25 protein-coding genes, 2 tRNA genes and 1 riboswitch are annotated in these 23,978 nt (G+C 72.6%); of the genes, 18 read left to right on the forward strand and 9 right to left on the reverse strand.

Translation table 11 applies throughout. From position 1 onward, the window contains the following. Window positions 1-29: 29 nt before the first annotated feature. From QSJ60_RS10265 to QSJ60_RS10335, 15 genes are all read left to right on the forward strand, one after another. Window positions 30-1,253, forward strand: coding sequence for a cysteine desulfurase family protein (locus QSJ60_RS10265; RefSeq protein ID WP_285463548.1), 1,224 nt, complete (start codon window positions 30-32; stop codon window positions 1,251-1,253). Window positions 1,254-1,337: 84 nt separating this feature from the next. Further along, window positions 1,338-2,477, forward strand: coding sequence for a tRNA 2-thiouridine(34) synthase MnmA (gene mnmA / locus QSJ60_RS10270; RefSeq protein WP_352230688.1), 1,140 nt, complete (start codon window positions 1,338-1,340; stop codon window positions 2,475-2,477). Further along, window positions 2,478-3,224, forward strand: a complete 747-nt coding sequence (locus QSJ60_RS10275) for an aminoglycoside 3'-phosphotransferase (protein ID WP_285463549.1) — start codon at window positions 2,478-2,480, stop codon at window positions 3,222-3,224. Window positions 3,225-3,319: 95 nt separating this feature from the next. Further along, window positions 3,320-5,665 carry an NAD-dependent DNA ligase LigA gene (gene ligA / locus QSJ60_RS10280; protein ID WP_285465300.1) on the forward strand — a complete coding sequence of 782 codons (2,346 nt, stop codon included), beginning with the start codon at window positions 3,320-3,322 and terminating at the stop codon, window positions 5,663-5,665. A gap of 38 nt (window positions 5,666-5,703) precedes the next feature. After that, window positions 5,704-6,006 (forward strand): Asp-tRNA(Asn)/Glu-tRNA(Gln) amidotransferase subunit GatC, encoded by a 303-nt coding sequence (gene gatC, locus QSJ60_RS10285; protein ID WP_189084818.1) that lies wholly within the window; start codon window positions 5,704-5,706, stop codon window positions 6,004-6,006. Further along, window positions 6,003-7,544: an Asp-tRNA(Asn)/Glu-tRNA(Gln) amidotransferase subunit GatA gene (gene gatA, locus QSJ60_RS10290; protein ID WP_285463550.1), complete on the forward strand. Its 1,542-nt coding sequence runs from the start codon at window positions 6,003-6,005 to the stop codon at window positions 7,542-7,544. The genes gatC and gatA overlap by 4 nt, the downstream gene beginning before the upstream one ends. After that, entirely contained in the window at window positions 7,544-9,064 is a 1,521-nt protein-coding gene (gatB, locus tag QSJ60_RS10295) for an Asp-tRNA(Asn)/Glu-tRNA(Gln) amidotransferase subunit GatB (protein ID WP_285463551.1), read from the forward strand. Before gatA ends, gatB begins: the two co-directional genes overlap by 1 nt. Window positions 9,065-9,181: 117 nt before the next feature. Continuing rightward, the gene (locus QSJ60_RS10300; protein ID WP_285463552.1) at window positions 9,182-9,820 is read left to right on the forward strand and encodes a hypothetical protein; all 639 of its coding nucleotides are present in this window, start codon (window positions 9,182-9,184) and stop codon (window positions 9,818-9,820) included. Window positions 9,821-9,863: 43 nt separating this feature from the next. Then, window positions 9,864-11,144, forward strand: a complete 1,281-nt coding sequence (locus QSJ60_RS10305; RefSeq protein WP_285463553.1) for a DNA polymerase IV — start codon at window positions 9,864-9,866, stop codon at window positions 11,142-11,144. Window positions 11,145-11,208: 64 nt separating this feature from the next. Beyond that, the gene (locus QSJ60_RS10310; RefSeq protein WP_189084823.1) at window positions 11,209-11,544 is read left to right on the forward strand and encodes a hypothetical protein; all 336 of its coding nucleotides are present in this window, start codon (window positions 11,209-11,211) and stop codon (window positions 11,542-11,544) included. Between the two features lie 82 nt (window positions 11,545-11,626). After that, window positions 11,627-11,737: riboswitch (TPP riboswitch) on the forward strand. Window positions 11,738-11,772: 35 nt separating this feature from the next. After that, window positions 11,773-12,411 (forward strand): ECF transporter S component, encoded by a 639-nt coding sequence (locus QSJ60_RS10315; protein WP_502871386.1) that lies wholly within the window; start codon window positions 11,773-11,775, stop codon window positions 12,409-12,411. After that, a complete protein-coding gene (locus tag QSJ60_RS10320; RefSeq protein ID WP_285463554.1) occupies window positions 12,408-13,898 on the forward strand; it encodes an ABC transporter ATP-binding protein in 1,491 nt (496 codons plus the stop codon). Before QSJ60_RS10315 ends, QSJ60_RS10320 begins: the two co-directional genes overlap by 4 nt. Then, window positions 13,895-14,752 carry an energy-coupling factor transporter transmembrane component T family protein gene (locus QSJ60_RS10325; RefSeq protein WP_285463555.1) on the forward strand — a complete coding sequence of 286 codons (858 nt, stop codon included), beginning with the start codon at window positions 13,895-13,897 and terminating at the stop codon, window positions 14,750-14,752. The genes QSJ60_RS10320 and QSJ60_RS10325 overlap by 4 nt, the downstream gene beginning before the upstream one ends. Then, a complete protein-coding gene (locus QSJ60_RS10330) occupies window positions 14,749-15,324 on the forward strand; it encodes a nucleoside/nucleotide kinase family protein (RefSeq protein WP_285463556.1) in 576 nt (191 codons plus the stop codon). The genes QSJ60_RS10325 and QSJ60_RS10330 overlap by 4 nt, the downstream gene beginning before the upstream one ends. A gap of 47 nt (window positions 15,325-15,371) precedes the next feature. Beyond that, complete coding sequence (locus QSJ60_RS10335; RefSeq protein WP_285463557.1) at window positions 15,372-15,629, forward strand: hypothetical protein; 258 nt, start codon at window positions 15,372-15,374, stop codon at window positions 15,627-15,629. A gap of 36 nt (window positions 15,630-15,665) precedes the next feature. Here the strand turns inward: QSJ60_RS10335 and QSJ60_RS10340 are convergent, their stop codons facing one another. From QSJ60_RS10340 to QSJ60_RS10365, 6 genes are all read right to left on the reverse strand, one after another. Beyond that, the gene (locus QSJ60_RS10340) at window positions 15,666-16,901 is read right to left on the reverse strand and encodes a D-alanyl-D-alanine carboxypeptidase family protein (RefSeq protein WP_285463558.1); all 1,236 of its coding nucleotides are present in this window, start codon (window positions 16,899-16,901) and stop codon (window positions 15,666-15,668) included. A 55-nt stretch (window positions 16,902-16,956) separates the two neighbouring features. Beyond that, window positions 16,957-17,304: a metallopeptidase family protein gene (locus tag QSJ60_RS10345; protein ID WP_189084829.1), complete on the reverse strand. Its 348-nt coding sequence runs from the start codon at window positions 17,302-17,304 to the stop codon at window positions 16,957-16,959. Window positions 17,305-17,360: 56 nt separating this feature from the next. Beyond that, window positions 17,361-17,436 (reverse strand) — tRNA-His (locus tag QSJ60_RS10350). Window positions 17,437-17,475: 39 nt separating this feature from the next. Further along, on the reverse strand, window positions 17,476-18,099 hold the full coding sequence (gene orn / locus QSJ60_RS10355) for an oligoribonuclease (protein ID WP_285463559.1): 624 nt from the start codon (window positions 18,097-18,099) through the stop codon (window positions 17,476-17,478). A 64-nt stretch (window positions 18,100-18,163) separates the two neighbouring features. Further along, window positions 18,164-18,236 (reverse strand) — tRNA-Arg (locus QSJ60_RS10360). Between the two features lie 40 nt (window positions 18,237-18,276). After that, entirely contained in the window at window positions 18,277-19,497 is a 1,221-nt protein-coding gene (locus tag QSJ60_RS10365) for a cation:proton antiporter (RefSeq protein WP_285463560.1), read from the reverse strand. A gap of 125 nt (window positions 19,498-19,622) precedes the next feature. Between QSJ60_RS10365 and nadE the strand changes: the two genes are divergently transcribed. Further along, the gene (nadE, locus tag QSJ60_RS10370; RefSeq protein WP_285463561.1) at window positions 19,623-20,444 is read left to right on the forward strand and encodes an NAD(+) synthase; all 822 of its coding nucleotides are present in this window, start codon (window positions 19,623-19,625) and stop codon (window positions 20,442-20,444) included. Between the two features lie 115 nt (window positions 20,445-20,559). Here nadE and QSJ60_RS10375 read toward each other — a convergent pair whose 3' ends face one another. The 3 genes from QSJ60_RS10375 to QSJ60_RS10385 all read right to left on the reverse strand — a co-directional run bounded on the left by QSJ60_RS10375 (window position 20,560) and on the right by QSJ60_RS10385 (window position 22,656). Beyond that, window positions 20,560-21,243, reverse strand: a complete 684-nt coding sequence (locus QSJ60_RS10375) for a hypothetical protein (protein WP_285463562.1) — start codon at window positions 21,241-21,243, stop codon at window positions 20,560-20,562. Between the two features lie 80 nt (window positions 21,244-21,323). Then, the gene (locus QSJ60_RS10380) at window positions 21,324-21,563 is read right to left on the reverse strand and encodes a hypothetical protein (protein ID WP_189084834.1); all 240 of its coding nucleotides are present in this window, start codon (window positions 21,561-21,563) and stop codon (window positions 21,324-21,326) included. Between the two features lie 85 nt (window positions 21,564-21,648). Then, window positions 21,649-22,656 (reverse strand): aldo/keto reductase, encoded by a 1,008-nt coding sequence (locus QSJ60_RS10385; RefSeq protein ID WP_285463563.1) that lies wholly within the window; start codon window positions 22,654-22,656, stop codon window positions 21,649-21,651. A gap of 247 nt (window positions 22,657-22,903) precedes the next feature. On the opposite strand from QSJ60_RS10385, the gene QSJ60_RS10390 reads away from it, so the two are divergent. Continuing rightward, window positions 22,904-23,446 carry a single-stranded DNA-binding protein gene (locus QSJ60_RS10390; protein WP_285463564.1) on the forward strand — a complete coding sequence of 181 codons (543 nt, stop codon included), beginning with the start codon at window positions 22,904-22,906 and terminating at the stop codon, window positions 23,444-23,446. 44 nt (window positions 23,447-23,490) lie between these two features. Further along, window positions 23,491-23,976 (forward strand): DUF6993 domain-containing protein, encoded by a 486-nt coding sequence (locus tag QSJ60_RS10395; RefSeq protein WP_230763268.1) that lies wholly within the window; start codon window positions 23,491-23,493, stop codon window positions 23,974-23,976. Window positions 23,977-23,978: the final 2 nt, after the last annotated feature.

The raw sequence follows: 23,978 nt of genomic DNA on the forward strand, positions 1-23,978 counted from the left end.
ACGTGTCACCGGCAGGAGAGGAGAGCGGCGTGCCCGTCTACCTCGACCATGCCGCGACGACTCCCATGCGGCCCGAGGCCGTCGCCGCACTCACCGCCGCGCTCGCCACGGTCGGCAACCCGGCGTCGATCCACAGCGCCGGCCAGCGCGCCAAGCGCTCCCTCGAGGAGTCCCGCGCCGTCGTCGCCGCGACCCTCGACGCCGACCCCATCGAGCTCGTCTTCACCGGGAACGGCACCGAGGCGATCAACCTCGCGATCAAAGGCCTCTACTGGCAGCGTCAGCACGACGCCGCCAGGCCGCGGATCGTGCTGCCCGCCGGTGAGCACCACGCCACCCTCGACACCGTCGAATGGCTCGCCGCCCACGAGGGCGCAGAGATCGTCGAGCTCCCGGTCGACGAGCTCGGCCGCCTCGACATCGACGCGCTCGCCGCGGAGCTCGAGGCCAATGCCGAACGGATCGCGCTCGTCACGATGCTCTGGGCGAACAACGAGGTGGGCACGGTGCAACCGGTCGCCCGGGTCGCCGAGCTGACGGCCGCCGCGGGCGTGCCCCTCCACCTCGACGCGGTCGCGGCCTACGGGCAGTTGCCCGTCGGCCTTCACGCCTTGCGCCGCGAGACGGGCGCCAAACCGGGAGAGGGACTCGTCGCGATCAGCGTCTCGGCGCACAAGATCGGCGGCCCGGCCGGCATCGGCGCCCTCGTGCTCGACCGCACCGGACGCATCGAGCCGCTCATCCACGGCGGCGGGCAGCAGCGGCGGGTGCGCTCGGGCACGCAGGATGTCGCGGCGGCGGCGTCCTTCGCGGCCGCCGCGGAGACGGTGGCGCTCCGGCTCGAGGACGACGCCGCCCGTATGGCGGCGCTCCGCGCCCGGCTCATCGAGGGCGTCGCCGAGGCGGTCCCCGGCGCGGTCCTGTCGGGCGACCCCGCGCCCGCCGGCCGCCTGCCCGGCAACGCGCACTTCGCCTTCCCGGGCTGCGAGGGCGATTCGCTGCTCTTCCTCCTCGACGCCGCCGGCGTCGCGGTCTCGACCGGCTCGGCATGCCAGGCCGGGGTTCCCGAGCCCTCCCACGTGCTGCTCGCAATGGGCCGCAGCGAGAGCGAGGCGCGCGGTGCGCTCCGCATCACCCTCGGCCACGACTCGAGCGAGGCCGACGTCGACGCCTTCCTCGCGGCGCTGCCGGCGGCCCACGAGCGGGCGGCCAAGGCCGGGCTCGCCGCCCGCCGCACCTCCTTCGACCGCTGAGGCCGGGGCGCGGCATCCGTCCCGAGCTCGGCCGATCCGCGCCATCCGGCCGCCGTCCAGCCGTGACTTCGTAGACTGGTGGGCATGCGAGTGCTAGCAGCCATGTCCGGGGGCGTCGACAGCGCCGTCGCCGCGGCGCGCGCGGTCGAGGCCGGCCACGACGTCGTCGGTGTGCACCTCGCGCTCAGCCGCATGCCGGGCACGCTCCGCACCGGCAGTCGCGGCTGCTGCACGATCGAGGACTCGATGGACGCGCAGCGCGTCGCGAATCTGTTGGAGATCCCGTACTACGTCTGGGACTTCTCCGAGCGCTTCAAGGAGGACGTCGTCGACGACTTCGTCGCCGAGTACACCGCCGGGCGCACGCCGAACCCCTGCATGCGCTGCAACGAGCGCATCAAGTTCGCCGCGTTGCTCGAGAAGGCGCTCGCCCTCGGCTTCGACGCCGTCGTCACCGGCCACTACGCGAAGGTGCTCCCGGGCCCGTCGGGCGAGCTGGAGCTGCATCGCGCGAGCGCCGAGGCCAAGGACCAGAGCTACGTGCTCGGTGTGCTCACCGCCGAGCAGCTCGCGCACGCGTGGTTCCCGCTCGGCGACACACCCTCCAAGGAGCTCGTGCGCCAGGAAGCGGAGCGACGTGGCCTCGCGGTCGCGCGGAAGCCCGACTCCTACGACATCTGCTTCATCCCCGACGGCGACACCAAGGGCTGGCTCGCCGACCGAGTGGGTGAGACACCGGGCGACATCGTCGACCGTACGGGCGCCGTCGTCGGCAGCCACGACGGCGCGCACGCGTACACCGTCGGCCAGCGCCGCGGCCTCCGCCTCGGCACGCCGGCCCCCGACGGGCGGCCCCGCTTCGTGCTCGAGGTGCGGCCGAAGGAGAACACCGTCGTCGTCGGCCCGAAGGAGGCGCTCGCCACGGCCGAGATCGCCGGGTCGCGGTTCAGCTGGGCGGGGCTCGACCCCGTCGCCTCGGGGCTCGTCGCCGCCGACGGCGAGGACTTCGACTGCGAGGTGCAGATCCGGGCGCACGCCGACCCGGTGCCCGCGGTCGCCCGCATCGATCGCGGCGACGACGGCGCGGCGGAGCTCGTGGTGCGCCCCGCGCACCCGCTCGACGGCGTCGCGCCCGGTCAGACCGCCGTGGTCTACGTCGGCACGCGGGTGCTCGGGCAGTGCACGATCGATCGCACGGTCAGCGCCGTCCCGGTCGGCGCGTAGGTGGGCGCCCCCGAGCTCGCGAGCCAGCAGCCCGAGTCCGAGGTCGTGCGGCCGGCGAAGGTGCTCGAGCTCGCCGCAGGACGCCCGACGACCCCGCTGTGGCGGAACGAGGCGGGCGGACTGACCTTCCGCATCGAGGGCGAGCGCGCGAGCGTCGTGAAGTGGAACCCGCCCGGCTCGGGCGAGTCGCTCGCCGACGAGGCCGAGCGGCTGCGCTGGCTCGCGGGTCGGCTGCCGGCGCCGCGTGTACTCGGGGTGGGAGCGGATGCCTCCGGCGAATGGCTGCTGAGCGAGGCCATCCCCGCCCGGTCCGCCGTCGACGAGCGCTGGCTGGCCGAGCCGGGCACCGCGGTGCGGGCCATCGCGGACGGGCTTCGGCGCCTGCACGCGCTCGAGGTGGCCGACTGCCCGTACGACTGGGGCGTCGCGCACCGGCTCGACGTCATGCGCCGCGACGGCCTGCCGGTGCCGGCGGAGCTGCGCGACCCGCCGCCGGTCGAGCCCGTCGTCTGCCACGGCGATCCGTGCGCGCCGAACACGCTGCTCGGCGACGACGGCCGCTTCGCGGCGATCGTCGACGCGGCCAGGCTCGGCGTCGCGGACCGCTGGGCCGACCTCGCGGTGGCGAGTTTGAGCCTCGAATGGAACTACGGGCCGGGCTGGCAGCCGACGTTCTTCGCGGAGTACGGCGTGGAGCCCGACGAGCGGCGGCTCGCCTACTACCGCGCCCTCTGGGACGCCGAGTGAGTGTCGTCGGTCGTCCGTAGGATTGGCCTGTGAGCGAGACGAATGCGGCGAGCGAGACCACGGCTGCGAGCGAGTTCCCGGCCGATTTCGAGGGCATGAGCTTCGACGAGGCGCGGGCGGAGTCCGAGCGGCTCGCCGAGCGCATCGAGGCGGCGCGGCTCGCCTACTACGGCGACGGTGACTCGACACTCTCCGACGCCGAGTACGACGCCGACTTCCATCGCCTCGAGGCGCTCGAGCGCGCGTTCCCCGAGCTCGCCGGCCAAGACAGCCCGACGCAGCAGGTCGGCGCCGCCATCGTCTCGGCCGGCTTCCCCGAGCACGAGCACGCCGAGCGCATGCTGAGCCTCGACAACGTGTTCTCGATCGAGGAGTTCCGCGACTGGGCGGCGAAGACGCATGCCGCTGCCGGGCGGCCGGTGCACTGGCTGTCCGAGCTCAAGATCGACGGGCTCGCGATCAGCCTCGCGTACCGCGACGGGGTGCTCGAGACGGCCACCACCCGCGGCGACGGCCGGGTCGGCGAGGACATCACCGAGAACGTCGACTGGATCCCGGTGATCCCGCGCGAGCTCTCCGGCGAAGGTTTCCCCGCCTTCTTCGAGGTGCGCGGCGAGGTGTTCCTGCGCACGGTCGACTTCGAAGCGTTGAACGAGCGTCAGCACGAGCTGCAGGCGGCGTACGAGGCCGAGCAGCTCGCCAAGGGCCGCCCCGCCGACGAGATCCCCACGAAGTACCCCGAGTTCGCCAACGCGCGTAACACCGCGGCGGGCAGCCTGCGGCAGCGGCGCGAGAAGAAGGGCCCCCTGGAGCTCGAGCTCATGCGCGAACGACTCGGCCGGCTCGCGCTGTATCTGCACGGCATCGGCGCCTGGCAGCATCCCGAGGTGCGCGAGCAGTCCGAGATCTACGGCCTGCTCGCCGGCTGGGGTCTGCCCGTCTCGCCGCACTCCCGAGTGTTCTCGTCGGTCGACGAGGTCACCGAGTTCATCGCGGACCGGGGCGAGCACCGCCACGACGTCGAGCACGAGATCGACGGCATCGTCGTGAAGGTCGACGAGCTCGCGCTGCACGACGAGCTCGGCGCCACGAGCCGGGCGCCGCGCTGGGCCATCGCGTACAAGTACCCGCCCGAGGAGGTGCACACGAAGCTCCTCGACATCGCCGTCGGGGTCGGCCGCACCGGCCGCGCCACGCCCTACGCGATCATGGAGCCCGTCAAGGTCGCCGGCTCGACCGTGCGCCAGGCGACGCTCCACAACCAGCAGGTCGTGAAGGCGAAGGGCGTGCTCATCGGCGACACCGTCGTACTGCGCAAGGCCGGCGACGTCATCCCCGAGATCCTCGGCGCGGTCGAGCAGCTGCGCGACGGCACCGAGCGCGAGTGGCAGATGCCCGAGCGGTGCCCCGAGTGCGGCACGCCGCTGCGGCCCATGAAAGAGGGCGACATCGACCTCCGCTGCCCGAACGCGAAGTCCTGCCCCGCACAGGTGCGCGGGCGCATCGAGCACATCGGCTCGCGCGGCGGCCTCGACATCGAGGCGCTCGGCGAGGTGACCGCGGCGGCGCTCACCCAGCCCACCGTGCCGGCCGAGCCCCCGCTCGCGACCGAGGCCGGTCTGTTCGAGCTCACGCTCGACGAGCTCGTGCCGATCGAGGTCGTCGTGCGCGATGCCGAGACCGGCGAGGTGAAGATCGACGAGCAGACGGGCGAACCCGTGCGGCGGCTGCCGTTCCAGAAGCTCGGTCCCGCGAGCTACCCGCCGGGCACCGAGTCCATGAGCCCCGCCGAGCGCCGCGCCGCCGGCGTGCGCAAGGACTACCGCGATGTCGGTCCCTCCGAGGCGGCGACGAAGCTGCTCGCCGAGCTCGAGAAGGCCAAGACCAAGCCACTGTGGCGACTCATCGTCTCGCTCAACATCCGGCACGTCGGCCCGGTCGCCGCCCGGGCCCTGGCCGAGTGGTTCGGCTCACTCGACGCGATTCGCGCCGCCGATCGGGCCGAGCTCGCCGAGGTCGAGGGCGTGGGCGGCATCATCGCCGACTCGCTCCTCGAGTGGTTCGAGGTGGACTGGCACCGCGAGATCGTCGAGCGCTGGGCCGCCGCGGGCGTGCAGTGGGCGACGCCCGGACACCCGGGCCCCGGCGCGGCCGTCGCGGCGGGCGGCGTGCTCGCCGGGCTGACGGTCGTCGCCACGGGCAGCCTCGAGGGCTTCACGCGGGAGGGCGCCCAGGAGGCCATCATCTCCGCGGGCGGCAAGGCCGCGTCGAGCGTCTCGAAGAAGACCGACTACGTGGCTGCGGGCCCGGGCGCGGGCTCCAAGCTGGCCAAGGCCGAGGAGCTCGGCATCCCCGTCCTCGACGCCGAGCAGTTCCGGCTGCTCGTGACGGAGGGCCCGTCCGCGCTCGGCGACTCGATGCCCGGCGACGCGCTCGAATAGACTGGCAGGCATCCCCGTCACGACACGTTCGGAGCAGCATGCCTGAAATCAGTGCGGAGCAGGTCGCCCATCTGGCGAACCTCGCTCGCATCGCGCTCACCGAGGAGGAGATCGCGCACCTCACCACCGAGCTCGGCCAGATCATGCAGGCCGTCGAGCAGGTGAACCAGGTCGCGACCCCCGATGTCCCGCCGACGAGCCACCCGATCCCGATGCAGAACGTCTTCCGCGCCGATGTGGTGACCGACGACGTGCTGAGCCCCGAGCAGGCGCTCTCCGGCGCGCCCGAGCGCGACGGCGACCGCTTCGTGGTCTCCGCGATCCTGGGGGAGGAGCAGTGAGCCACTCCGACGAGCTGATCCGTCTCAGCGCCGCCGAGCTCGCCGGCCGCCTCGGCCGCGGCGAGGTGAGCTCTGTCGAGGCGACGCAGGCGCACCTCGACCGCATCGCCGCCGTCGACGGCGCTGTGCACGCCTTCCTGCACGTGAACGCGGAGGGCGCCCTGCGCGCCGCCGCCGAGGTCGACCGGGCCCGTGCCGCGGGCGAGTCGCTCGGCGAGCTCGCCGGCGTGCCCATCGCCATCAAGGACGTGCTCGTGACCGAGGGCATGCCCTCGACGTCCGGCTCGAAGATCCTCGAGGGCTGGATCCCGCCGTACGACGCCACCCCCGTGCGCAAGGTCCGCGAGGCGGGCCTCGTGCCGCTCGGCAAGACCAATATGGACGAGTTCGCGATGGGCTCCTCCACTGAGCACTCGGCCTACGGCCCGACGCACAACCCGTGGGACCTCGACCGCATCCCCGGCGGCTCGGGCGGCGGCTCCGCCGCCTCCGTCGCGGCCTTCGAGGCGCCGCTCGCCCTCGGCAGCGACACGGGCGGCTCGATCCGCCAGCCCGCGCACGTGACCGGCACGGTCGGCGTGAAGCCCACCTACGGCGCTGTGAGCCGCTACGGCTCGATCGCCCTGGCCTCCTCGCTCGACCAGATCGGGCCCGTCACCCGCACGGTGCTCGACGCGGCGCTGCTGCAGGATGTCATCGCGGGCCACGACCCGCACGACTCCACCTCGATCGCCGAGCGCTGGCCCTCGATGGCCGAGGCGGTGCGCCGGGCCGACGTGCAGGGCCTGCGCATCGGCGTCGTCAAGGAACTCGACACCGACGGCTTCCAGGCCGGCGTCCGTCAGCGCTTCCACGAGTCGCTCGAACTGCTCGAGCGCAACGGCGCCGAGATCGTCGAGGTCGAGGCGCCGAACTTCGAGCACGCGATCGCCGCGTACTACCTCATCCTGCCCGCCGAGGCCTCCTCGAACCTCGCGAAGTTCGACTCGGTGCGCTTCGGCCTCCGGGTGACCCCGCAGGGCGGCGGCACGGTCGAGCAGGTCATGGCGGCGAGCCGCGAGGCCGGCTTCGGCCCCGAGGTCAAGCGCCGCATCATCCTCGGCACCTACGCGCTCTCCGCCGGCTACTACGACGCCTACTACGGCAGCGCCCAGAAGGTGCGCACCCTCGTGCAGCGCGACTTCGACCAGGCCTTCGCGAAGGTCGACGTGCTCGCCACGCCCACCGCGCCGACGACGGCCTTCAAGCTCGGCGAGAAGCTCGACGATCCGCTCGCGATGTACCTGAACGACATCGCGACGATCCCGGCGAACCTCGCCGGCGTGCCCGGCATCTCGCTCCCCGCCGGCCTCGCGCCGGAAGACGGCCTGCCCGTCGGCATCCAGTTCCTCGCCCCGGCCCGCCAGGACGCCCGCCTCTACAACGTCGGCGGCGCGCTCGAGCGGCTGCTCGAGGCGGAGTGGGGCGGCCCGCTGATCGCGAAGGCCCCCGACCTCTCGACCCATGAGCTCACCGCGACCGAGGAGGGCGCACTCTGATGGCGCGCGTCGAACTGATGGACTACGAGCAGGCGCTCGAGCTCTTCGAGCCGGTGATCGGCCTCGAGGTGCACGTCGAGCTCAACACCGAGACGAAGATGTTCTCGCCCGCCCCGAACCCGGCGAACCAGAAGTACCACGGCGCGGCGCCGAACACGCTCGTGTCGCCGGTCTGCCTCGGGCTGCCCGGCTCGCTGCCGGTCGTCAACGGCGAGGCGGTCGAGAAGTCGATCTCGCTCGGCCTCGCCCTGGGCTGCTCGATCGCCGAGTCGAGCCGCTTCGCCCGCAAGAACTACTTCTACCCCGACCTCGCGAAGAACTACCAGATCTCGCAGTACGACGAGCCGATCGCGTTCGACGGCGAGGTCGAGGTCGAGCTCGCCGACGGCCGCACCTTCCAGGTGCCGATCGAGCGGGCGCACATGGAAGAAGACGCGGGCAAGCTCACGCACGTCGGCGGCGCCACCGGGCGCATCCAGGGCGCCGAGTACTCGCTCGTGGACTACAACCGTGCCGGCGTCCCGCTCGTCGAGATCGTCACCCGGCCGATCTTCGGTGCCGAGGGCGACGCGCCCGAGCTCGCCAAGGCGTACGTGTCGACGATCCGCGACATCGCGATCTCGCTCGGCATCTCCGAGGCCCGCATGGAGCGCGGCAACCTGCGCTGCGACGCGAACGTGTCGCTGCGTCCGCGGGGCGCCGAGCAGCTCGGCACCCGCACCGAGACGAAGAACGTGAACTCGTTCCGTTCGATCGAGCGGGCGGTGCGCTACGAGATCCAGCGGCAGGCGGCGATCCTCGCGAAGGGCGGCGCGATCACGCAGGAGACCCGGCACTGGCACGAGGACACGGGCACCACGAGCCCTGGCCGCCCCAAGTCCGACGCCGACGACTACCGGTACTTCCCCGAGCCCGACCTGGTGCCCGTGGTCCCGTCGCCCGAGCGCGTGGCCGAGCTGCGCAACGCGCTGCCCGAGCCGCCGGCGGCGCGCCGTCGCCGGCTCAAGGCCGAGTGGAGCTTCACCGACCTCGAGTTCCAGGACGTCGTGAACGGCGGCCTGCTGAACGAGGTCGCCGCCACGGTCGCCGCCGGGGCGAGCCCCGCCGCCGCCCGCAAGTGGTGGACGGGCGAGCTCACCCGACTCGCGAACGCGAGCGAGACGGATGCCGCGTCGCTGGCCTCGCCCGAGCACGTCGCCGAGCTCGCCGCCCTCGTCGAGGCCGGCACGCTCACCGACCGTCTCGCCCGCCAGGTGCTCGAGGGGGTCGTGGCCGGCGAGGGCTCGCCGCAGCAGATCGTCGACGCGCGCGGGCTCGCCGTCGTCTCCGACGACGGCGCCCTCATCGCGGCGATCGACGAGGCGCTCGCGGCGCAGCCTGATGTGCTCGCGAAGATCCGCGACGGCAAGGTGCAGGCCGCCGGTGCGGTCATCGGCGCCGTCATGAAGGCGATGCAGGGCAAGGCGGATGCTGCGCGCGTCCGCGAGCTGGTGCTGGAACGAGCGGCGGCGGCCGAGTAGTCGCAGACCGCCATCCGCGCTGAGAGCCGGGGTCGACCAGGTCGGCGCCCGGCTCTCAGCCGTTTCGGGGCCGCGCTCGGTACGATCGCCTTCCCCACCAGGATTGACGAGGACAGCATGGGATTCTTCGACCGACTCTTCGGCGCTCCCGAGGAGCGCCCCGCCGCCCAGCCCGCCCCGCGGGCCCGGGCCCTGAGCGACGACGAGCTCGCGGTCGAGCGCTACCGCTACCTGCTGCGCACGGCCCCGCCCGAGTCCATCGAGCAGGTGCACGCCGAGGCCTTCGCGAAGCTCACGCCCGAGCAGCGCCAGCAGGTGTTCCAGGCTCTCAGCGAGCAGGCGCCGGCGGGGGAGCGCCTCGTGTCCGACGAGCCCAGCGCGCTCGCCCGGGCGGCCACGCGCCAGGAGCTCCGGGCTCCGGGCAGCATGGAACGCGCGTTCCAGGGCGGCGGGCGCGCCGGAGGCGCCGCAGCGGCGGGCGGTCCCTCGTTCGGGCAGATGCTCGGCGGGTCCATGCTCGGCACCATCGCGGGCGTGGTGGTCGGCTCGGCGATCGCCCAGGCCTTCCTGCCCGGCCCCGGCGCGTTCGAGGCCGGTGGCGAGGGCTCGGCCGATCAGAGCGGCGACACCGGGGCCGATCAGGGTGGCGACGCCGGCTCGGTCGATGCCTCGGGCGCGGATCAGGGCGGCTTCGGCGACGGCGGCTTCGGTGACTTCGGCGGCGGCGATTTCGGCGGCGGCGACTTCGGCTTCTGACCGCCGGGCCGGCGATGTCGGCGGCGGGGGATAGGGTCGCAGCATGAGCAAGCAGGACGGCTCGTCGAGGCAGGTCACCACCGGCCCCGTCGACGACTCCGGCACCCCCATCCTCCACGTCGACATGGACGCCTTCTTCGTCTCCGTCGAGCTGCTGAGCCGACCCGAGCTGCGCGGCAAGCCCGTGCTGGTCGGCGGCACGGCCGGGCGAGGGGTGGTGTCGGCGGCGAGCTACGAGGCGCGCCGCTACGGCGTGAACTCCGCGATGCCCATGTCGGTCGCCCTGCAGCGCTGTCCGAACGCCATCGTCCTCCGGGGCGACTACCGCAAGTACAGCGAGTACTCGCGTCGGGTGCTCACGATCTTCGAGTCGATCACCCCGCTCGTCGAGCCGCTCTCGATCGACGAGGCGTTCCTCGACGTCTCGGGGGCTCGGCGACTGCACGGCAGCCCGGCCGAGATCGCCTGGAGCATCCGCGAGCGCGTGCGGGCCGAGACCGGGCTCACCTGCTCGGTCGGCGTCGCGGCCTCCAAGTACGTCGCCAAGGTGGCCTCCGGTCGGGCGAAGCCCGACGGCATGCTCGTGGTCCCCGCCGACGAGACGGTCGCGTTCCTCCACCCGCTGCCGGTGTCCGCGCTCTGGGGCGTCGGCCGGGTCACCGAGCAGTCGCTCGCGAAGCTCGGTCTGCACACCGTCGGCGACGTCGCGGCCATGCCGCCCGAGGCGCTCGAGCGCGCGGTCGGGCCGGCGCTGGCTGAACGCCTGCTCCGCCTCGCCAACGGCGACGACCCGCGCGAGGTGTCGACGCACCGCGTCGAGAAGTCCATCGGGCACGAGACGACCTTCGGGCACGATCTCGCCGATCCCGCCGAGATCCGGCGTTCCCTGCTCGACCTCTCGGGCAACGTCGCGGTCCGGCTGCGACGGGCGGGCATGGTGGCCCGAACGGTCGTGCTGAAGCTGCGCTACGACGATTTCCGCACGATCACGCGCTCGCGAACGCTCGCCGAACCGACCGATGTCGCCCGTCGCATCTACGACGAGGCGGTCGAGGCGATGTCCGGGCTCGTCGGCCGGGGCGAGCGGGTGCGACTCATCGGGGTGCGGGGCGAGCAACTCCGGCCCGCGGACGGCGGCTTCGCACTGTGGGACCCCGACGAAGAGTGGCGCGATGCCGAGCGCACGATCGATCAGGTCGTGGCGAAGTTCGGCACGGGCGCGGTGAAGCCCGCGGCGCTCGTGGGGCGTGCGCCCGAGCGATCGGCGGCGGGCGCGCGATTCAGGCAGCCGCTCGAGGGCGGCGATCGCCCGGCTGACCACTGAAGCGGCGCACGCGGGCCGAGCGCAAGCCCTGGAGTCCGGTGGTCGGCGCGGGTACCGTGGTCGCATGGCTGAATTCGTGCTCGACCTCGCAGAGAACGTCGCCGGTGTCGGCGTCAAGACCTCCTACGGAGACGCCGTCGACCTCGACGGCACCACGGTGATCCCCGTCGCGCTGGGCTGGTACGGCTTCGGCGGCGGGTCGGGCACCGACGACGAAGGGCAGTCCGCCTCGGGCGGCGGTGGCGGCGGCGCATCCATTCCGCTCGGCGCATACGTCGCCCGCGGTGGCGGCGACGTCCGCTTCGAGCCGAACCTCATCGGCCTGCTGCTCGCCGCGACGCCCCTCGTCTGGGTCGCCGGTAAGGCGCTGAAGGGCGTCATCCGCGCGTTGAAGCGCTGAGCGACGCGCACGACGCACGTCGCGCCGCGATGACGTGCGACGACGCCGGTCGGCCCATGCCGGCCGGCGTCCGCGTATACTCGTGCTCGAACACGGGAGTCCGGTGAGCCGGGCTGAGAGGAAGGTGCTCCAACCTTCGACCGTCGAACCTGATCTGGGTCATGCCAGCGCAGGGAGATCGATCTCTTCAATCCCGTGCCGCTTTCCACTGAAGAAAGGGCACGTACAGTGCACGCGAACGCGAACCAGCAGTCCACCATCGAGCGGCCCGCCAAGCGGGCCCGCGACCTGCGCTGGCGGGTCGTCGACATCGTCGTCGCCGCCGTCATCGGCGTCGCGACGGGCCTCCTCTTCCTGCTCTGGAACAACCTCGGCTACGCCTGGTTCTCCGCAGCCGACGCCCTCACCCCCGGCCTCGGCGGCATCGCCGTCGGCATCTGGCTCATCGGCGGCGTCCTCGGCGGGCTCATCATCCGCAAGCCAGGTGCGGCGCTCTTCGTCGAGCTCCTCGCAGCCGTCATCTCGGCCCTCGTGGGAAACCAGTGGGGCATCGAGACGCTCTACTCGGGCATCGCGCAGGGCCTCGGCGCTGAGCTGGTCTTCGCGCTCTTCGCCTACCGACGCTTCGGCCCCGTGCCCGCGATCCTCGCGGGCGCGGCAGCCGGCGCCGCGGCCTGGCTGCTCGAGCTCTTCACCTCCGGCAACCTCCAGAAGTCGCCCGAATTCCTCGGCCTGTACTTCACCACGATCGTGATCTCCGGCGCGGTGCTCGCAGGCATCTTCGGCTGGATCATCGTGCGCGCGCTGGCCGCGACGGGGGCGCTCAGCCGCTTCGCCGCCGGACAGGACGTGACCCAGCGGGTATGAGTGGCACGGTGAGCGGGCGCGTAGCGCCCGCGGGCGTCGAGGCCCGCGGTTGGGGCTGGCGGCACGCCGGCCGCCGTCGCTGGGCGATCGACGGGCTCGACCTCAGCATCGCGCCGGGGGAGCGGGTACTGCTCGTCGGACCGTCGGGCAGCGGCAAGTCGACGGTGCTCCACGCCCTCGCCGGCGTGAACGGCGGGGCGGAGGAGGGCGAGTCCGTCGGCGAACTGCTCATCGACGGCCTCCACCCCGCCGATCGGCGTGGACGGTCGGGCCTGGTGCTGCAGGACCCGGACTCGCAGGTGGTGCTCTCGAGGCTCGGCGACGATGTCGCATTCGGCTGCGAGAACCTCGGCGTCGAGCGGTCGGAGATCTGGGCGCGCGTCCGGGCCGCGCTGGATGCCGTCGGCTTGCAGCTGCCGCTGGATCATCCGACGAGCCGGCTCTCCGGCGGGCAGAAGCAGCGGCTCGCCCTCGCGGGGGCGATCGCGATGCAGCCCGGCCTGCTCCTCCTCGACGAGCCGACGGCGAACCTCGATCCCGCGGGGGTCGCCGAGGTGCGCGACGCGGTCTCCCGCGTGCTCGATCGCACGGGGGCGACCCTCGTGGTCGTCGAGCACCGCGTCGATGTCTGGCACCGGCTCGTCGAGCGGATGGTGGTGCTCGGTCGCGACGGCCGGGTGATCGCCGACGGCCGGCCGGCCGAGGTGCTGGTGTCCGCGCGCACCGAACTGCTCGCGGCGGGCGTCTGGGTGCCCGGCGAGCCGCTCGAGGTCGGTTCGGCGCGCGCCGTCGCGAGACCGGAAGACGAGGCGCTGCTGCTCGGGCACGAGCTGACCATCGGCCGCTCCGCCGGCCGGCCCCTGCTCGCCGAGATCGAGCTGGCCATCCCGGCCGGCGCCTCGACCGTGCTCACCGGGCCGAACGGGGCGGGCAAGTCGACGCTCGCACTGACGATGGGCGGCCTGATCCGGCCGCTCGCCGGCCGGGTCGCCGCGGCGCCCGCCCTCGCGAGGGGGCTCGGCGCCGATCCGGCGGGCTGGCGCTCCCGCGAGCTGCTGAGTCGGATCGGCACCGTGTTCCAGGAGCCGGAGCATCAATTCGTCGCCCGGACGGTGCGGGCCGAGCTCGGTGTCGCGCTCCATGCGCTCGGCGCGAAGGACTCGGCGGCGCGCATCGATCCGGTGCTCGAGCGCCTCCGGCTCGACCATCTCGCCGAGGCGAACCCGTTCACGCTCTCCGGCGGCGAGCAGCGCCGGCTCACGGTCGCCTCCGTCCTCGTCGCCCGCCCCGGCGTCGTGATCCTCGACGAGCCCACCTTCGGCCAGGACCGGCTGACCTGGATCGAGCTCGTCCGGCTCGTGCGCGAGCTCACCGACGACGGCGTCGCCGTGCTCTCGGTGACGCACGACTCGGCGTACCGCGAGGCGCTCGGCGACGTCAGGTATGCCCTCGGCGCCGATGCTCCGGCAGAAGGCAGGGCGGCATGACGGGCCGGGTCGGGCGCGCCCAGCCGGTCACGACGATCGTCGGCCGGCCGCCGAGCGGCCCCTCCGGGGAGGGGACGGATGCCTCGCGGCGCCCCCGCCTGCGGTTCCTGCCCCGGGTGAATCCCGTCACGAGGCTCGCCGCCGCGATACTAGTGACGACGCCGCTGCTCTTCACGATCGACTGGCTGAGCGCCGCGATCGCCCTCGTGCTGCAGCTCGCGCTCTTCCTGGCCGCCGGAGTGCGCCCGTCGGCCATGTTGCGACGCTGCTGGCCGATCCTCGTGGCGGCGCCGCTCGCCGGCCTCTCCATGCTGCTCTACGGGCGTCCGGCGGGCACTGAGTACTGGAGCTTCTGGCTCGCGCGAATCACCGACGGCTCGATCGAGCTCGCGATCGCCGTCACGCTGCGCGTGCTCGCCATCGGTCTGCCCGCGGTGCTGCTCTTCCTCGACGTCGACCCGACCGAGCTCGCCGACGGCTTGGCCCAGGTGTGGCGGCTGCCGTCGAGGTTCGTCCTCGGCGCGCTTGCCGGAGCGCGCCTCATCGGGCTGTTCCTCGACGACTGGCGGGCGATGGCGATGTCGCGGCGCGCCCGTGGCATCGGCGATCACGGCGCCGTGCGGCGCTTCGCGACGATGGCGTTCGCGCTCCTGGTGCTGGCCATCCGGCGCGGTTCGAAGCTCGCGACGGCGATGGAGGCTCGGGGATTCGGCGCGCGGACCGCGCGGAGCTGGGCCCGGCCATCGAAGGTCGGCGCGGCCGATACCGTGCTCCTCGCCATGGCCCTCGCGGTGGCCGCGTGCGCGATCGGCGGCGCGATCCTCGCCGGCACCTTCCACCCGGTGTGGTCGTGAGCGCGACGACGCCCGGGCCGAGCGCGACGATGCCCGCGCCCAGCGCGGCGGCGCTCGCCCGCGTCCACGAGCTGCTCCGGCGCCGTCGACCGTCCCTCGTGGCGATCGACGGGCCGAGCGGTGCGGGGAAGACGACGCTCGCCGAGTCAGTGGCGGCCGAGTGGTGTCGCCGTCCGGTGCTCGTCCACCTCGACGAGGTGTACCGCGGGTGGGAGGGGCTCGACGAGGGCGCCGAGGAGCTTCGTCGCCACCTCGTGCCGGCGATCCAGGCCGGGCGGGTCGGCCGGGTCCGCGGGTGGGACTGGTCGCGTTCGCGCGTCGTCGACGGGCGCAGCATCCGTCCGGGTCGCCCGCTCCTCATCGAGGGGTGCGGCGCCTTCGCTGCGGTCGCCGACCAGCCCGCGGCGGTGCGCATCCTGGTCGCAGCGCCGCTCGGCGCACGGCGCAGCCGCGCGCTCCGGCGCGACGAGGGCGCCTTCGACCCGTACTGGGAGCTGTGGGAGACCCAGTGGCGGCGCTACCTCGCGCGCGGGCGGGGCGGGATCGTCCCGGACCTCGTCATCCGCGCCTGATGGCGCGCGCACTCCCGTGGACGCGGCACCGGGGCTACGGTAGTGCCATGACTGCAGACAGCGCACCCGCCGAATACCTCGCCGAGTTCGTCGACGGCCCGCTGGAGGGCGAGTTCGACCGTCGCGCCCTCGTGGACGGTGGGTCGGAGGCCCGGATCGGCATGGTGGCCGCGGTCGACGGCCTCGAGTCCCTGTTCTGGTACGACCGAATCGACGAGCGCGAGGTGGCCGGGGAGCTCCGGGCACGATTCCGTTTCGACCCGAGCGATTCCGACCCCGTCGAGGCCGACGAGGAGAACGACTGAGCCGAGCGACGCGGCGTCGACGGCCCCCGCGCGGACTCAGCGGGCCTGCTGGCCCTCGATGAACGCGCCGATGATGGCGCCGGGGTTCAGCAGCCGCCACATCGGGCCGGGATCGCCGATGGCCGTCTCGAGCCGCACTCCGGTCGACAGCGTCTCGCCGGCGACCGGCACGCGCACCTCGCCGACGATCCGATCCGCAGCAGCGGTCGAGAACGGCTCGACCACGAGCTCGGGGTCGCCGGGGGCCGCGCCCCACGCGCCGGCCTCCCGCGTCCCCGCGGCCAGCAGGGCGGAGTGCTCGCCCCAGGGTGCCCTGGCCTCGCCGTAGCGGCCGCCCTCGGTGATGACGGGCACCGCGGCCGAGGCCGCGGGAATGCTCTGCACGAAGCCCGCGATCGCCGGGTCCAGCGTCTCGTAGTCGGGCATCCGTACGAAGGCGACCACCGCATCCTCCGGATCGTCGGCAGCCCCGAGCGGCGCACGGCCCACGAAGACGAGGCCGGCCTGGTCGGTGTATCCGCGGACGATCGCGTCCACCCCGTCGTCGCCGGCGTGGTCGACCGTCAGCGGGATGTCGCGCCCGCCCGGCAGGGTCGTGCCGTCGACGATCGAGGCGATGGTCGGCTGTGCGAGCGCGAGCGCCGCGAGTCGGGCGACGTCTTCGGCGGTGCCGACGTTGTCGCCTGAGAGTCCCGTCGCATCGGCGACGCGGAGCGTCTCGAACCCGTGCTCCTCGAGCCATCCGTTCGCGCGCTCCACGTAGGCATCGACGCTGCCGAACGCCCACCGGGCGAGCGTGTCCGCGTGATTGTTGCTGCTCACGAGGAGGACGGCCCGGGTCACGTCGCGCTGCGACCAGCGATCGCCGGGGGAGACGGGGAGCGTGCGGGTGCCGTCCTTCTCGGCCTGCAGGTACTCGCTGTAGTCCTGCGGCCCGATGGTCAGCTCCGCACCGGCCCCGTCGGTGGGGAACGGCAGCGCCTCGCTCGTCACGAGCACCGTCACGAGTTTCGCGGCGGCGCCGATCGGCAGTGGCGCGGGGTCGCCCGCGGTCGCCAGCACGACCGGCTCCTCCGCCACGCGCGCGACTGCGCTCGCCCCATCGCCGGGAAGTGCGAGCGACGACGGCGACTGGACCTCGGGCGGAGCAGCGGCGACCACCTGCACCTCGGGCAGCGGACCGAGCAGCATGGCCGGAGCGTAGACGCCGACGCCGAGGATGGCGATCGCTCCGGCGACGATGCCGATCGTGCGGCCGGGCGAGGAACTCATGGCACCAGGCTACCGGCGTGCGCCTGCGACTCCGCTCGATGGCACCGGGCGTCGCTCAGGCCCAGCCGAGCTCGTGCAGTCGCTCGTCGTCGATGCCGTAGAAGTGCGCGATCTCGTGCACGAGCGTGACGTGGATCTCGTCGCGCAGGGTCTCCTCGTCGTCGCAGATCGCCAGCAGCGGTTCGCGGTAGAGGATGATCCGATCGGGCATCTCGCCGAAGCCGTAGCGGTCGCGGTCGGTGAGCGCCGTGCCGTCGTAGAGGCCGAGCAGGTCGAGCGATCCGTCCTCGGGCCGATCCTCGACGACGAACACGACGTTCTCGAGCCCATCGACCATGTCGTCGGGCAGCTGGTCGAGCTCGTCGACCACGATGCGTTCGAAGGCCTCGGCGTCGAGTTCCATACGTGCTCCTCACCCGGATGCAGCGATGGCCCCGACGCGGTGTCGGGGCCATCGGATGGGGTGAGTAACGGGGCTTGAACCCGCGACCTCCTGGACCACAACCAGGCGCTCTACCAACTGAGCTATACCCACCATGCGCCACCGCAGAACGCGGGAGGCAACTCCACGAGCTTACACCACGTCGGGCGTGAACTCGTCCACTACGGCGGCCGAGATGGCCTGCAACTCCTGGCTGGTGGGACCGGGGTCGGCGACGAAGACGGCGCGGCGGTAGTAGCGCAGCTCGAGGATCGACTCGAGGATGTCGGCGAGGGCGCGGTGCCCGCCGTGCTTCGCCGGCGCGTTGAAGTACGCGCGGGGGAACCAGCGCTTCGCGAGCTCCTTGATCGAGGAGACATCGACGTTGCGGTAGTGCAGGTGCGCGTCGAGCCGGGGCATGAACTTCGTCAGGAAGGCGCGGTCGGTGCCGATCGAGTTGCCGGCGAGGGGCGCCTTCCGCTCCTCGGGGACGTGCTGGAGCACGTACTCGAGCACCTGGTACTCGGCGTCGGCGAGCGAGACGCCGCTCGGGATCTCGTCGATGAGGCCGGACTCCGTGTGCATCGCGCGCACGAAGTCGTTCATGTGCTCGAGCGCGCTCGCATCGGGCTTGATGACGATGCTGATGCCGTCGTCGACGGGGTTCAGCTCGTAATCGGTGATGACGACGGCGATCTCGACCAGTTCGTCGACCTCGAGGTCGAGTCCGGTCATCTCGCAGTCGATCCAGACCAGTCGGTCGCTCGCGCTTGCCATGCGGCGAGTCTACCGGCGAGCGGGGCGGCGGCCGGGAGCGGTCTCTGGAGGCGGTGCGCCGGCGTCCCCCCGGAGAGATTCGAACTCCCGACCAAGTGGGTAGAAGCCACCTGCTCTGTCCACTGAGCTACGGGGGGCCGGCACGACCGCCGAAGACAGCATAGCGAGCCCGGAGCCTCACCCCTCCGTCGGCACGTCGAGGCGGTCGGGGCTGGGAGCGCTCGGGGCGTCCGCCGCGCGACGCCTGAGCGAGAGCGCGACGAGCGGGAACACGAGCACCGAGAGCATGCCGGCGCCGACGAGCGCCGCCGCCGTGCCGCTCGGCAGTTCGCCGCGATCGACGCCGATCGCGGTCACCGCGACGATGATCGGCAGGCCGGTCGCGCCGAAGAGCAGGGTCGCGCCGCGGTCCCGCCAGTCGCTTCCCTGCGGGGCGGCGAGCATGGAGGGGACGCCTCGCACGACGAGCAGGAGCAGCACGAAGATGGGCAGCAGCAGCAGGTTGCGCGGGTCCGAGGTGAGGCCGGCGAGGTCAAAGGTCACGCCGGTGTTGATGAAGAAGATCGGCACGAGGAAGCCATAGCCGATCGCTTCCAGCTTGCGCTCGATGAGCTCCGTGTCCGGCTCGGGCGCGCCGTTCAGCAGCAATCGGTACAGCACGCCCGCCGCGAACGCGCCGAGCAGCATGTCGAGGTCGAGCACCGTGCTGAGCGCGACGAGGGCGGCGAGGATGAGCAGCACGAGTCGCACCGCGAACTGTCCGCTCGTGCGCAGCGTCGCGGTGATGACTCGGTGCAGGCGACGCCCGGCGCCGCTCGCGGCGGCCCAGATCGCGAGCCCCGTGATCACCGCGAACGCGAGCAGGACGAGGGTCGCGACGCCGGGCGCGCGCCCGCTGAGGAAGAGCGAGATCGCGATGAGCGGGCCGAACTCGCCGACGGCGCCGATCGCGAGAACGCCGATGCCGAAGGGAGTGCGCAGCTCGCCGGCGTCGCGGAGCACCGGCATGATCGTGCCGAGCGCGGTCGAGGTGAGCGCGATGCCGATGAACGCGGCGGCCGGCAGGGTCGGAGCGAGGAGGGCGGCGATGCCGACGCCGGCGCAGAGGGACACGATCCAGCCGATGGTCGCGCGGCGCAGTGGCCGGCCCTGGATCGTGCGCAGGTCGATCTCGTTGCCGGCCAGGAAGAACAGCATGGCGAGGCCGAAGTCGGCGAGCATGCCCGTGAAGTCGTCCGGCCGGATCCAGCCGAGCAGCGAGGGGCCGAGCACGAGGCCGAGCACGATCTCGAAGACCACGAGCGGGATCGCGACGAGCTTGCCGACGGCGCGGACGAGCAGCGGCGCGGCGACCGCGACGGCCGGGAAGAGCACGAGCGTGCCGATCGAGACGTCCATGGTTCCCCCTCCGCACCGATCATCTCGGACCGATGCGCCCGGCGCGGCGAGAGCTGCGCGCTGTCGCCGAGCGTAGCGCTCGGCCGCGTAGCACGGGCGAAACACGCGAGCGCTAGGGTCGAGGCATGCGAGCGATGCAGGCCACCATCATCGAGGAACTCCATGTCCGCCCCCGGATCGACGCAGCCGAGGAGGTCGCGGAGCGGGTGCGGTTCCTGCAGGACTACCTGCGCCGAACGGGGGCTGCCGGCCTGGTGCTCGGCATCAGCGGCGGGCAGGACTCCTCGCTCGCCGGCCGGCTCTGCCAGCTCGCGGTCGAGGGCCTGCGGGCGGACGGGCTCGAGGTGAGCTTCGTCGCCGTGCGCCTGCCCTATCGCGTGCAGCACGACGAGGCCGACGCGCAGCTCGCGCTGGACTTCATCCGCCCCGACGAGCGGGTCGTCTTCGACATCGGTCGTGGCGTCGACGGCGTCGACGAGGAGTACGCCGATGCACTCGGCACCGAGTTGAGCGACTTCGGCAAGGGCAATGTGAAGGCCCGGATGCGCATGATCGCGCAGTATGCGATCGCGGGCGAGCGGCGGATGCTGGTCGTCGGCACCGACCATGCCGCGGAAGCGGTCACGGGCTTCTTCACGAAGTTCGGGGACGGCGGTGCGGATCTGCTTCCGCTCACCGGCCTCACCAAGCGCCAGGGGCGCTCGCTGCTCGAGGTGCTCGAGGCGCCCGAGCGGCTCTACCTGAAGATTCCCACTGCGGATCTCCTCGACGACGACCCGGGCCAGTCCGACGAGGCGAATCTCGGGCTGAGCTACCGCGATCTCGACGAGTACCTCGAGGGCGGCGAGGTCGATGACGCGGTCGCCGAACGCATCGAGGCCCGCTACCTGCAGACCCGACACAAGCGCGAGACCCCGGCGTCGAAGTTCGACGACTGGTGGCGGTAGCCGCTGCCCCCGGCGACTCGAGTGCAGAGCGAGGAAGCCCCGTCGGACCGGTTCGGTCCGACGGGGCTTCCTTCGTGGTGGTTCGCGGGACGAGGCCGCCGCCGAGTGGGCGCGCTCAGCGCCCCGAGTCGCTGGGGGCGAGGGGCGTCGTGGCGGCGGACTCCGGTGCGGACGACGACTGAGCCGCGGTCGCCACGGGAACGGTGCGGGCGTCCGCCACCGCGTCACTGTCGCGGAACCGCTCGTGGTGCTGCGTCGCGACCCAGGCGTCCTGCTCGTCCATGACCGACTGCTCCGGCGCCTGCCGCTGCGAACGCCACCGCTCGAGATCGTTCTGGAACTGGCGCTTGGTGCGTGAAGGACGGCGCTGCCATTCGAGCAGGCGGTCGCGGAACTCGGCCACCGCGGGGTCGAGCTGGTAGCCGAACGTCGCGGACGCGCGCTTCAGCTCGTGCAGCTGGTGCGCCGACCAGTTCGCGGCGACATCGGCACCGCGGATCGGAAGGGTCCGGACGAGGATGTCCGCCTGCCCGACCGCGCGGTCGGCCAGCACCTGCTCCTGCGGAGTCAGGGAGTTCCAGACGGATGCTTCGGTCGCCGCATCGACGAGCGCGGCGATCGCGGCCGTCTTGAGCTCGCGGTCGCGTTGGGCGACCACTCGCTTGACCGCTCCGCTGGCGATCCACGCCGCGAGCAGACCGGCGGCGAGCACCGCGAAGAAGAGCACGACGGCCGAGAAGACCGCGGGCCGCGAAGCGCTCGAGTCGAGCCAGGAGATGAGATCAGTCCACCACTGCATGAGCGCAGCGTACCGTCGCTCCGGCGTGCGCTCGCACGCGCGCGCGGCGTGCCATGAAGCCGCCTCGCTCTGCTGCCGAATCAGCGGAAGACCTCGGCCGCGTCGCGGGGCGACCAGAACTCGCCGAGATCGATGCCCTGCCGCCCGCCCGGGAGCACCCGCCGCGAGCTGAAGCGTTCGACTCCGCCGATCTCGCGGCGGCGGATGTGCCCGAGCAGCGCGCCGTCGCTCGCCGCGACCCGCCACAGATCGGGTGCGGCCGCGGCGAAGTTCAGACCGGGGATGCGGTCGGGGAACGGCTCACGGATGGAGATGGTCATGGACATGTCGCTCCTCTCTTCGTGCAGCCGGCCCTGCGTCTGCTTCGAAGGTACGGGCGACCACCGACATCCGCACCGATCGGACTCAGTCCCGCGCGGTGCCGTCGACGGCGAACGGTTCGACGGCCGCGATCTCCGCCTCGTCCAGCGCCGGTGCGTCGAGCGCGGCGACGTTCTGCTCGAGCTGCTGCACGCTCGACGCGCCGATGATGGCGCTCGCGACCTGCGACTGCCGCAGCACCCAGCTGAGGGCGAGTTGGGCGAGCGTCTGCCCGCGGCGCTGCGCGATCCCGTTCAGGGCGCGGACGCGCTCGAGGTACGTCTCGCCGATTCGCTCCGCGCTCAGGAAGCGGCTCGTCGCCGCGCGCGAGTCCGAGGGGATCGCCCCGTCGAGGTAGCGGTCGGTGAGCAGCCCCTGCGCGAGCGGCGAGTAGACGATCGCCGAGGCTCCCACCTCGTCGAGCACGGGCAGGAGGCCGCGTTCGATGTGGCGGTCGAACATGGAGTAGCTCGGCTGGTGCAGGGTGAGCGGCACGCCCTCCGCGGCGAGCGCCTCGGCGGCACGCGCGGTCTCCTCCGGCGAGTAGTTGGAGACGCCGACGTAAAGCGCCTTGCCCTGGCGGACCGCCGCAGCGAGGGCGCCCATCGTCTCCTCGATCGGGGTGTCGGGGTCCGGTCGGTGCGAGTAGAACACGTCGACGTAGTCGAATCCGAGTCGCGCGAGGCTCTGGTCCAGCGAGGCGAGGACGTGCTTGCGGGAGCCCCACTCGCCGTACGGTCCCGGCCACATGTCGTAGCCCGCCTTGCTCGAGACGATGAGCTCGTCGCGGTACCGGCCGAGCCCGGTGGCGAGGATCCGGCCGAAGTTCGTCTCGGCCGAGCCGGGCGGCGGCCCGTAGTTGTTGGCGAGGTCGAAGTGCGTGATGCCGAGGTCGAAGGCGCGGTGCACGATCGCGCGCTGCCGATCGAGCGGCCGCGCGTCGCCGAAGTTGTGCCAGAGCCCGAGCGAGAGCGACGGCAGGCGGAGCCCGCTCCGCCCCACGCGGCGGTAGGGCATGCGGTCGTAGCGTGCAGCGGCGGCGCGATGGCTCATGCCCTCATCTTCGCCGATCCGAGCGGGGGCGGGGACACCTGTATCTCGGTCGAAGCGCCCGGTTCGCGATGCTCGTCCCCAACTGCGCGTGCCAATCGGAGACTCTCCACAGAAGCACGCTCGGGGGCTCTCAGAGCGCGCGGTCCCGAGCAGGCTGAATCGCACGCGGCATCCGGGGCGATCCCGGCACGAGCGCTCCGGATGCCGCCAGGGCACCGGCTGGCGGCGCCCGGAGAGCGAGGAGACCATGAACGAGGACAACATCGCCGTGACCGGCATCGTCGGAAGCGACCCGCGAACCTATGTGACCGCGAAGGGGGTGCCGATCGTGTCGTTCCGGCTCGCGTCGTCGCGACGCGTGTTCGATCGCGAGCGGGGCGAGTGGCACGACGGCGAGACCAACTGGTACACCGTGTCGGCCTTCCGGCGGCTGGCCGATCACGTCGGCTTCTCGGTGCGCAAGGGGGAGCATGTCGTCGTCACCGGACGGTTGCGCATCCGCGCCTGGCAGACCGCGGAACGGCAGGGCACGACGGCGGAGATCGACGCCGAGGCGATCGGCCACGACCTGAACTGGGCGATGACCCGCCCTCGGCGCATCCAGCCGGGGCCGAACGACGGCGCCCGGCAGAACGGCGAGACAGTGCGCGAGGACCGCGACGCCGACGCGGTCGGATTCGTGTCCGAGGCGCGCGACTCGCGCACCGAGCAGCTCGAGGAGGTCGAGGCGGGGGAGCTCGACGCGGCGTTCGACGAGGCCTTCCAGGCCCTCGCCGGCCCGAGCACCTAGACTCGTAAGGTGCGGCGATCGCCGCCCCGAGCGAGGAGCGAGCGATGCGACGGCGAGCGAGTCAGGTGACGGGTGCAGCGGCGCTGACGTTCGCGACCGCGGTCCTCCTGGCCGGATGCTTCGGAGGCGCCCCGAGCCCGAGCGACAGCGCACGGCCGAGCCCCGACGCGAGCACCCCGCCGACCGCGGTCGCGCCGCTCGTGCTGCAGCCCGACGCCTCGGCCGATGAGAACCTGCCCTTCTTCGATCAGGTGAACACCGGCGTCGTCGCCGCGAATGCCGCCGCGGGCGGGCGCGACTTCATCGACGCCCTCGTCGCGGCAGGGTTCGACAAGGCGGCGATGTCGGTGACGGCCGACCAGACGACGCTCGGCGAGCCGGCCGACTCGATCCAGTTCGCCGTCGCGTTCCAGGGCGCCTGCCTGGTCGGTCAGTACGGCCCGAAATCGGGCGGCTACCACGGAGCGGTGCGCCCGGTGCTCGGCGACGGCGGATGCCTCATCGGACAGACCCGGCCCATAGACTGGTAGGC

The organism is Agromyces sp. NBRC 114283 (genome assembly GCF_030268405.1).
Taxonomy (GTDB): Bacteria; Actinomycetota; Actinomycetes; order Actinomycetales; family Microbacteriaceae; genus Agromyces; species Agromyces mediolanus.

What these genes read in the sequence shown, in the direction of transcription:
- mnmA (WP_352230688.1), top strand. Translation starts at nt 1,338, where the DNA reads ATGCGAGTGCTAGCAGCCATGTCCGGGGGCGTCGACAGCGCCGTCGCC.
- ligA (WP_285465300.1), top strand. Translation starts at nt 3,320, where the DNA reads ATGAGCTTCGACGAGGCGCGGGCGGAGTCCGAGCGGCTCGCCGAGCGC.
- gatC (WP_189084818.1), top strand. Translation starts at nt 5,704, where the DNA reads ATGCCTGAAATCAGTGCGGAGCAGGTCGCCCATCTGGCGAACCTCGCT.
- gatB (WP_285463551.1), top strand. Translation starts at nt 7,544, where the DNA reads ATGGCGCGCGTCGAACTGATGGACTACGAGCAGGCGCTCGAGCTCTTC.
- QSJ60_RS10300 (WP_285463552.1), top strand. Translation starts at nt 9,182, where the DNA reads ATGGGATTCTTCGACCGACTCTTCGGCGCTCCCGAGGAGCGCCCCGCC.
- QSJ60_RS10305 (WP_285463553.1), top strand. Translation starts at nt 9,864, where the DNA reads ATGAGCAAGCAGGACGGCTCGTCGAGGCAGGTCACCACCGGCCCCGTC.
- QSJ60_RS10310 (WP_189084823.1), top strand. Translation starts at nt 11,209, where the DNA reads ATGGCTGAATTCGTGCTCGACCTCGCAGAGAACGTCGCCGGTGTCGGC.
- QSJ60_RS10320 (WP_285463554.1), top strand. Translation starts at nt 12,408, where the DNA reads ATGAGTGGCACGGTGAGCGGGCGCGTAGCGCCCGCGGGCGTCGAGGCC.
- QSJ60_RS10325 (WP_285463555.1), top strand. Translation starts at nt 13,895, where the DNA reads ATGACGGGCCGGGTCGGGCGCGCCCAGCCGGTCACGACGATCGTCGGC.
- QSJ60_RS10335 (WP_285463557.1), top strand. Translation starts at nt 15,372, where the DNA reads ATGACTGCAGACAGCGCACCCGCCGAATACCTCGCCGAGTTCGTCGAC.
- QSJ60_RS10340 (WP_285463558.1), bottom strand. Translation starts at nt 16,901, where the DNA reads ATGAGTTCCTCGCCCGGCCGCACGATCGGCATCGTCGCCGGAGCGATC.
- QSJ60_RS10345 (WP_189084829.1), bottom strand. Translation starts at nt 17,304, where the DNA reads ATGGAACTCGACGCCGAGGCCTTCGAACGCATCGTGGTCGACGAGCTC.
- orn (WP_285463559.1), bottom strand. Translation starts at nt 18,099, where the DNA reads ATGGCAAGCGCGAGCGACCGACTGGTCTGGATCGACTGCGAGATGACC.
- QSJ60_RS10365 (WP_285463560.1), bottom strand. Translation starts at nt 19,497, where the DNA reads ATGGACGTCTCGATCGGCACGCTCGTGCTCTTCCCGGCCGTCGCGGTC.
- nadE (WP_285463561.1), top strand. Translation starts at nt 19,623, where the DNA reads ATGCGAGCGATGCAGGCCACCATCATCGAGGAACTCCATGTCCGCCCC.
- QSJ60_RS10375 (WP_285463562.1), bottom strand. Translation starts at nt 21,243, where the DNA reads ATGCAGTGGTGGACTGATCTCATCTCCTGGCTCGACTCGAGCGCTTCG.
- QSJ60_RS10380 (WP_189084834.1), bottom strand. Translation starts at nt 21,563, where the DNA reads ATGACCATCTCCATCCGTGAGCCGTTCCCCGACCGCATCCCCGGTCTG.
- QSJ60_RS10385 (WP_285463563.1), bottom strand. Translation starts at nt 22,656, where the DNA reads ATGAGCCATCGCGCCGCCGCTGCACGCTACGACCGCATGCCCTACCGC.
- QSJ60_RS10390 (WP_285463564.1), top strand. Translation starts at nt 22,904, where the DNA reads ATGAACGAGGACAACATCGCCGTGACCGGCATCGTCGGAAGCGACCCG.
- QSJ60_RS10395 (WP_230763268.1), top strand. Translation starts at nt 23,491, where the DNA reads ATGCGACGGCGAGCGAGTCAGGTGACGGGTGCAGCGGCGCTGACGTTC.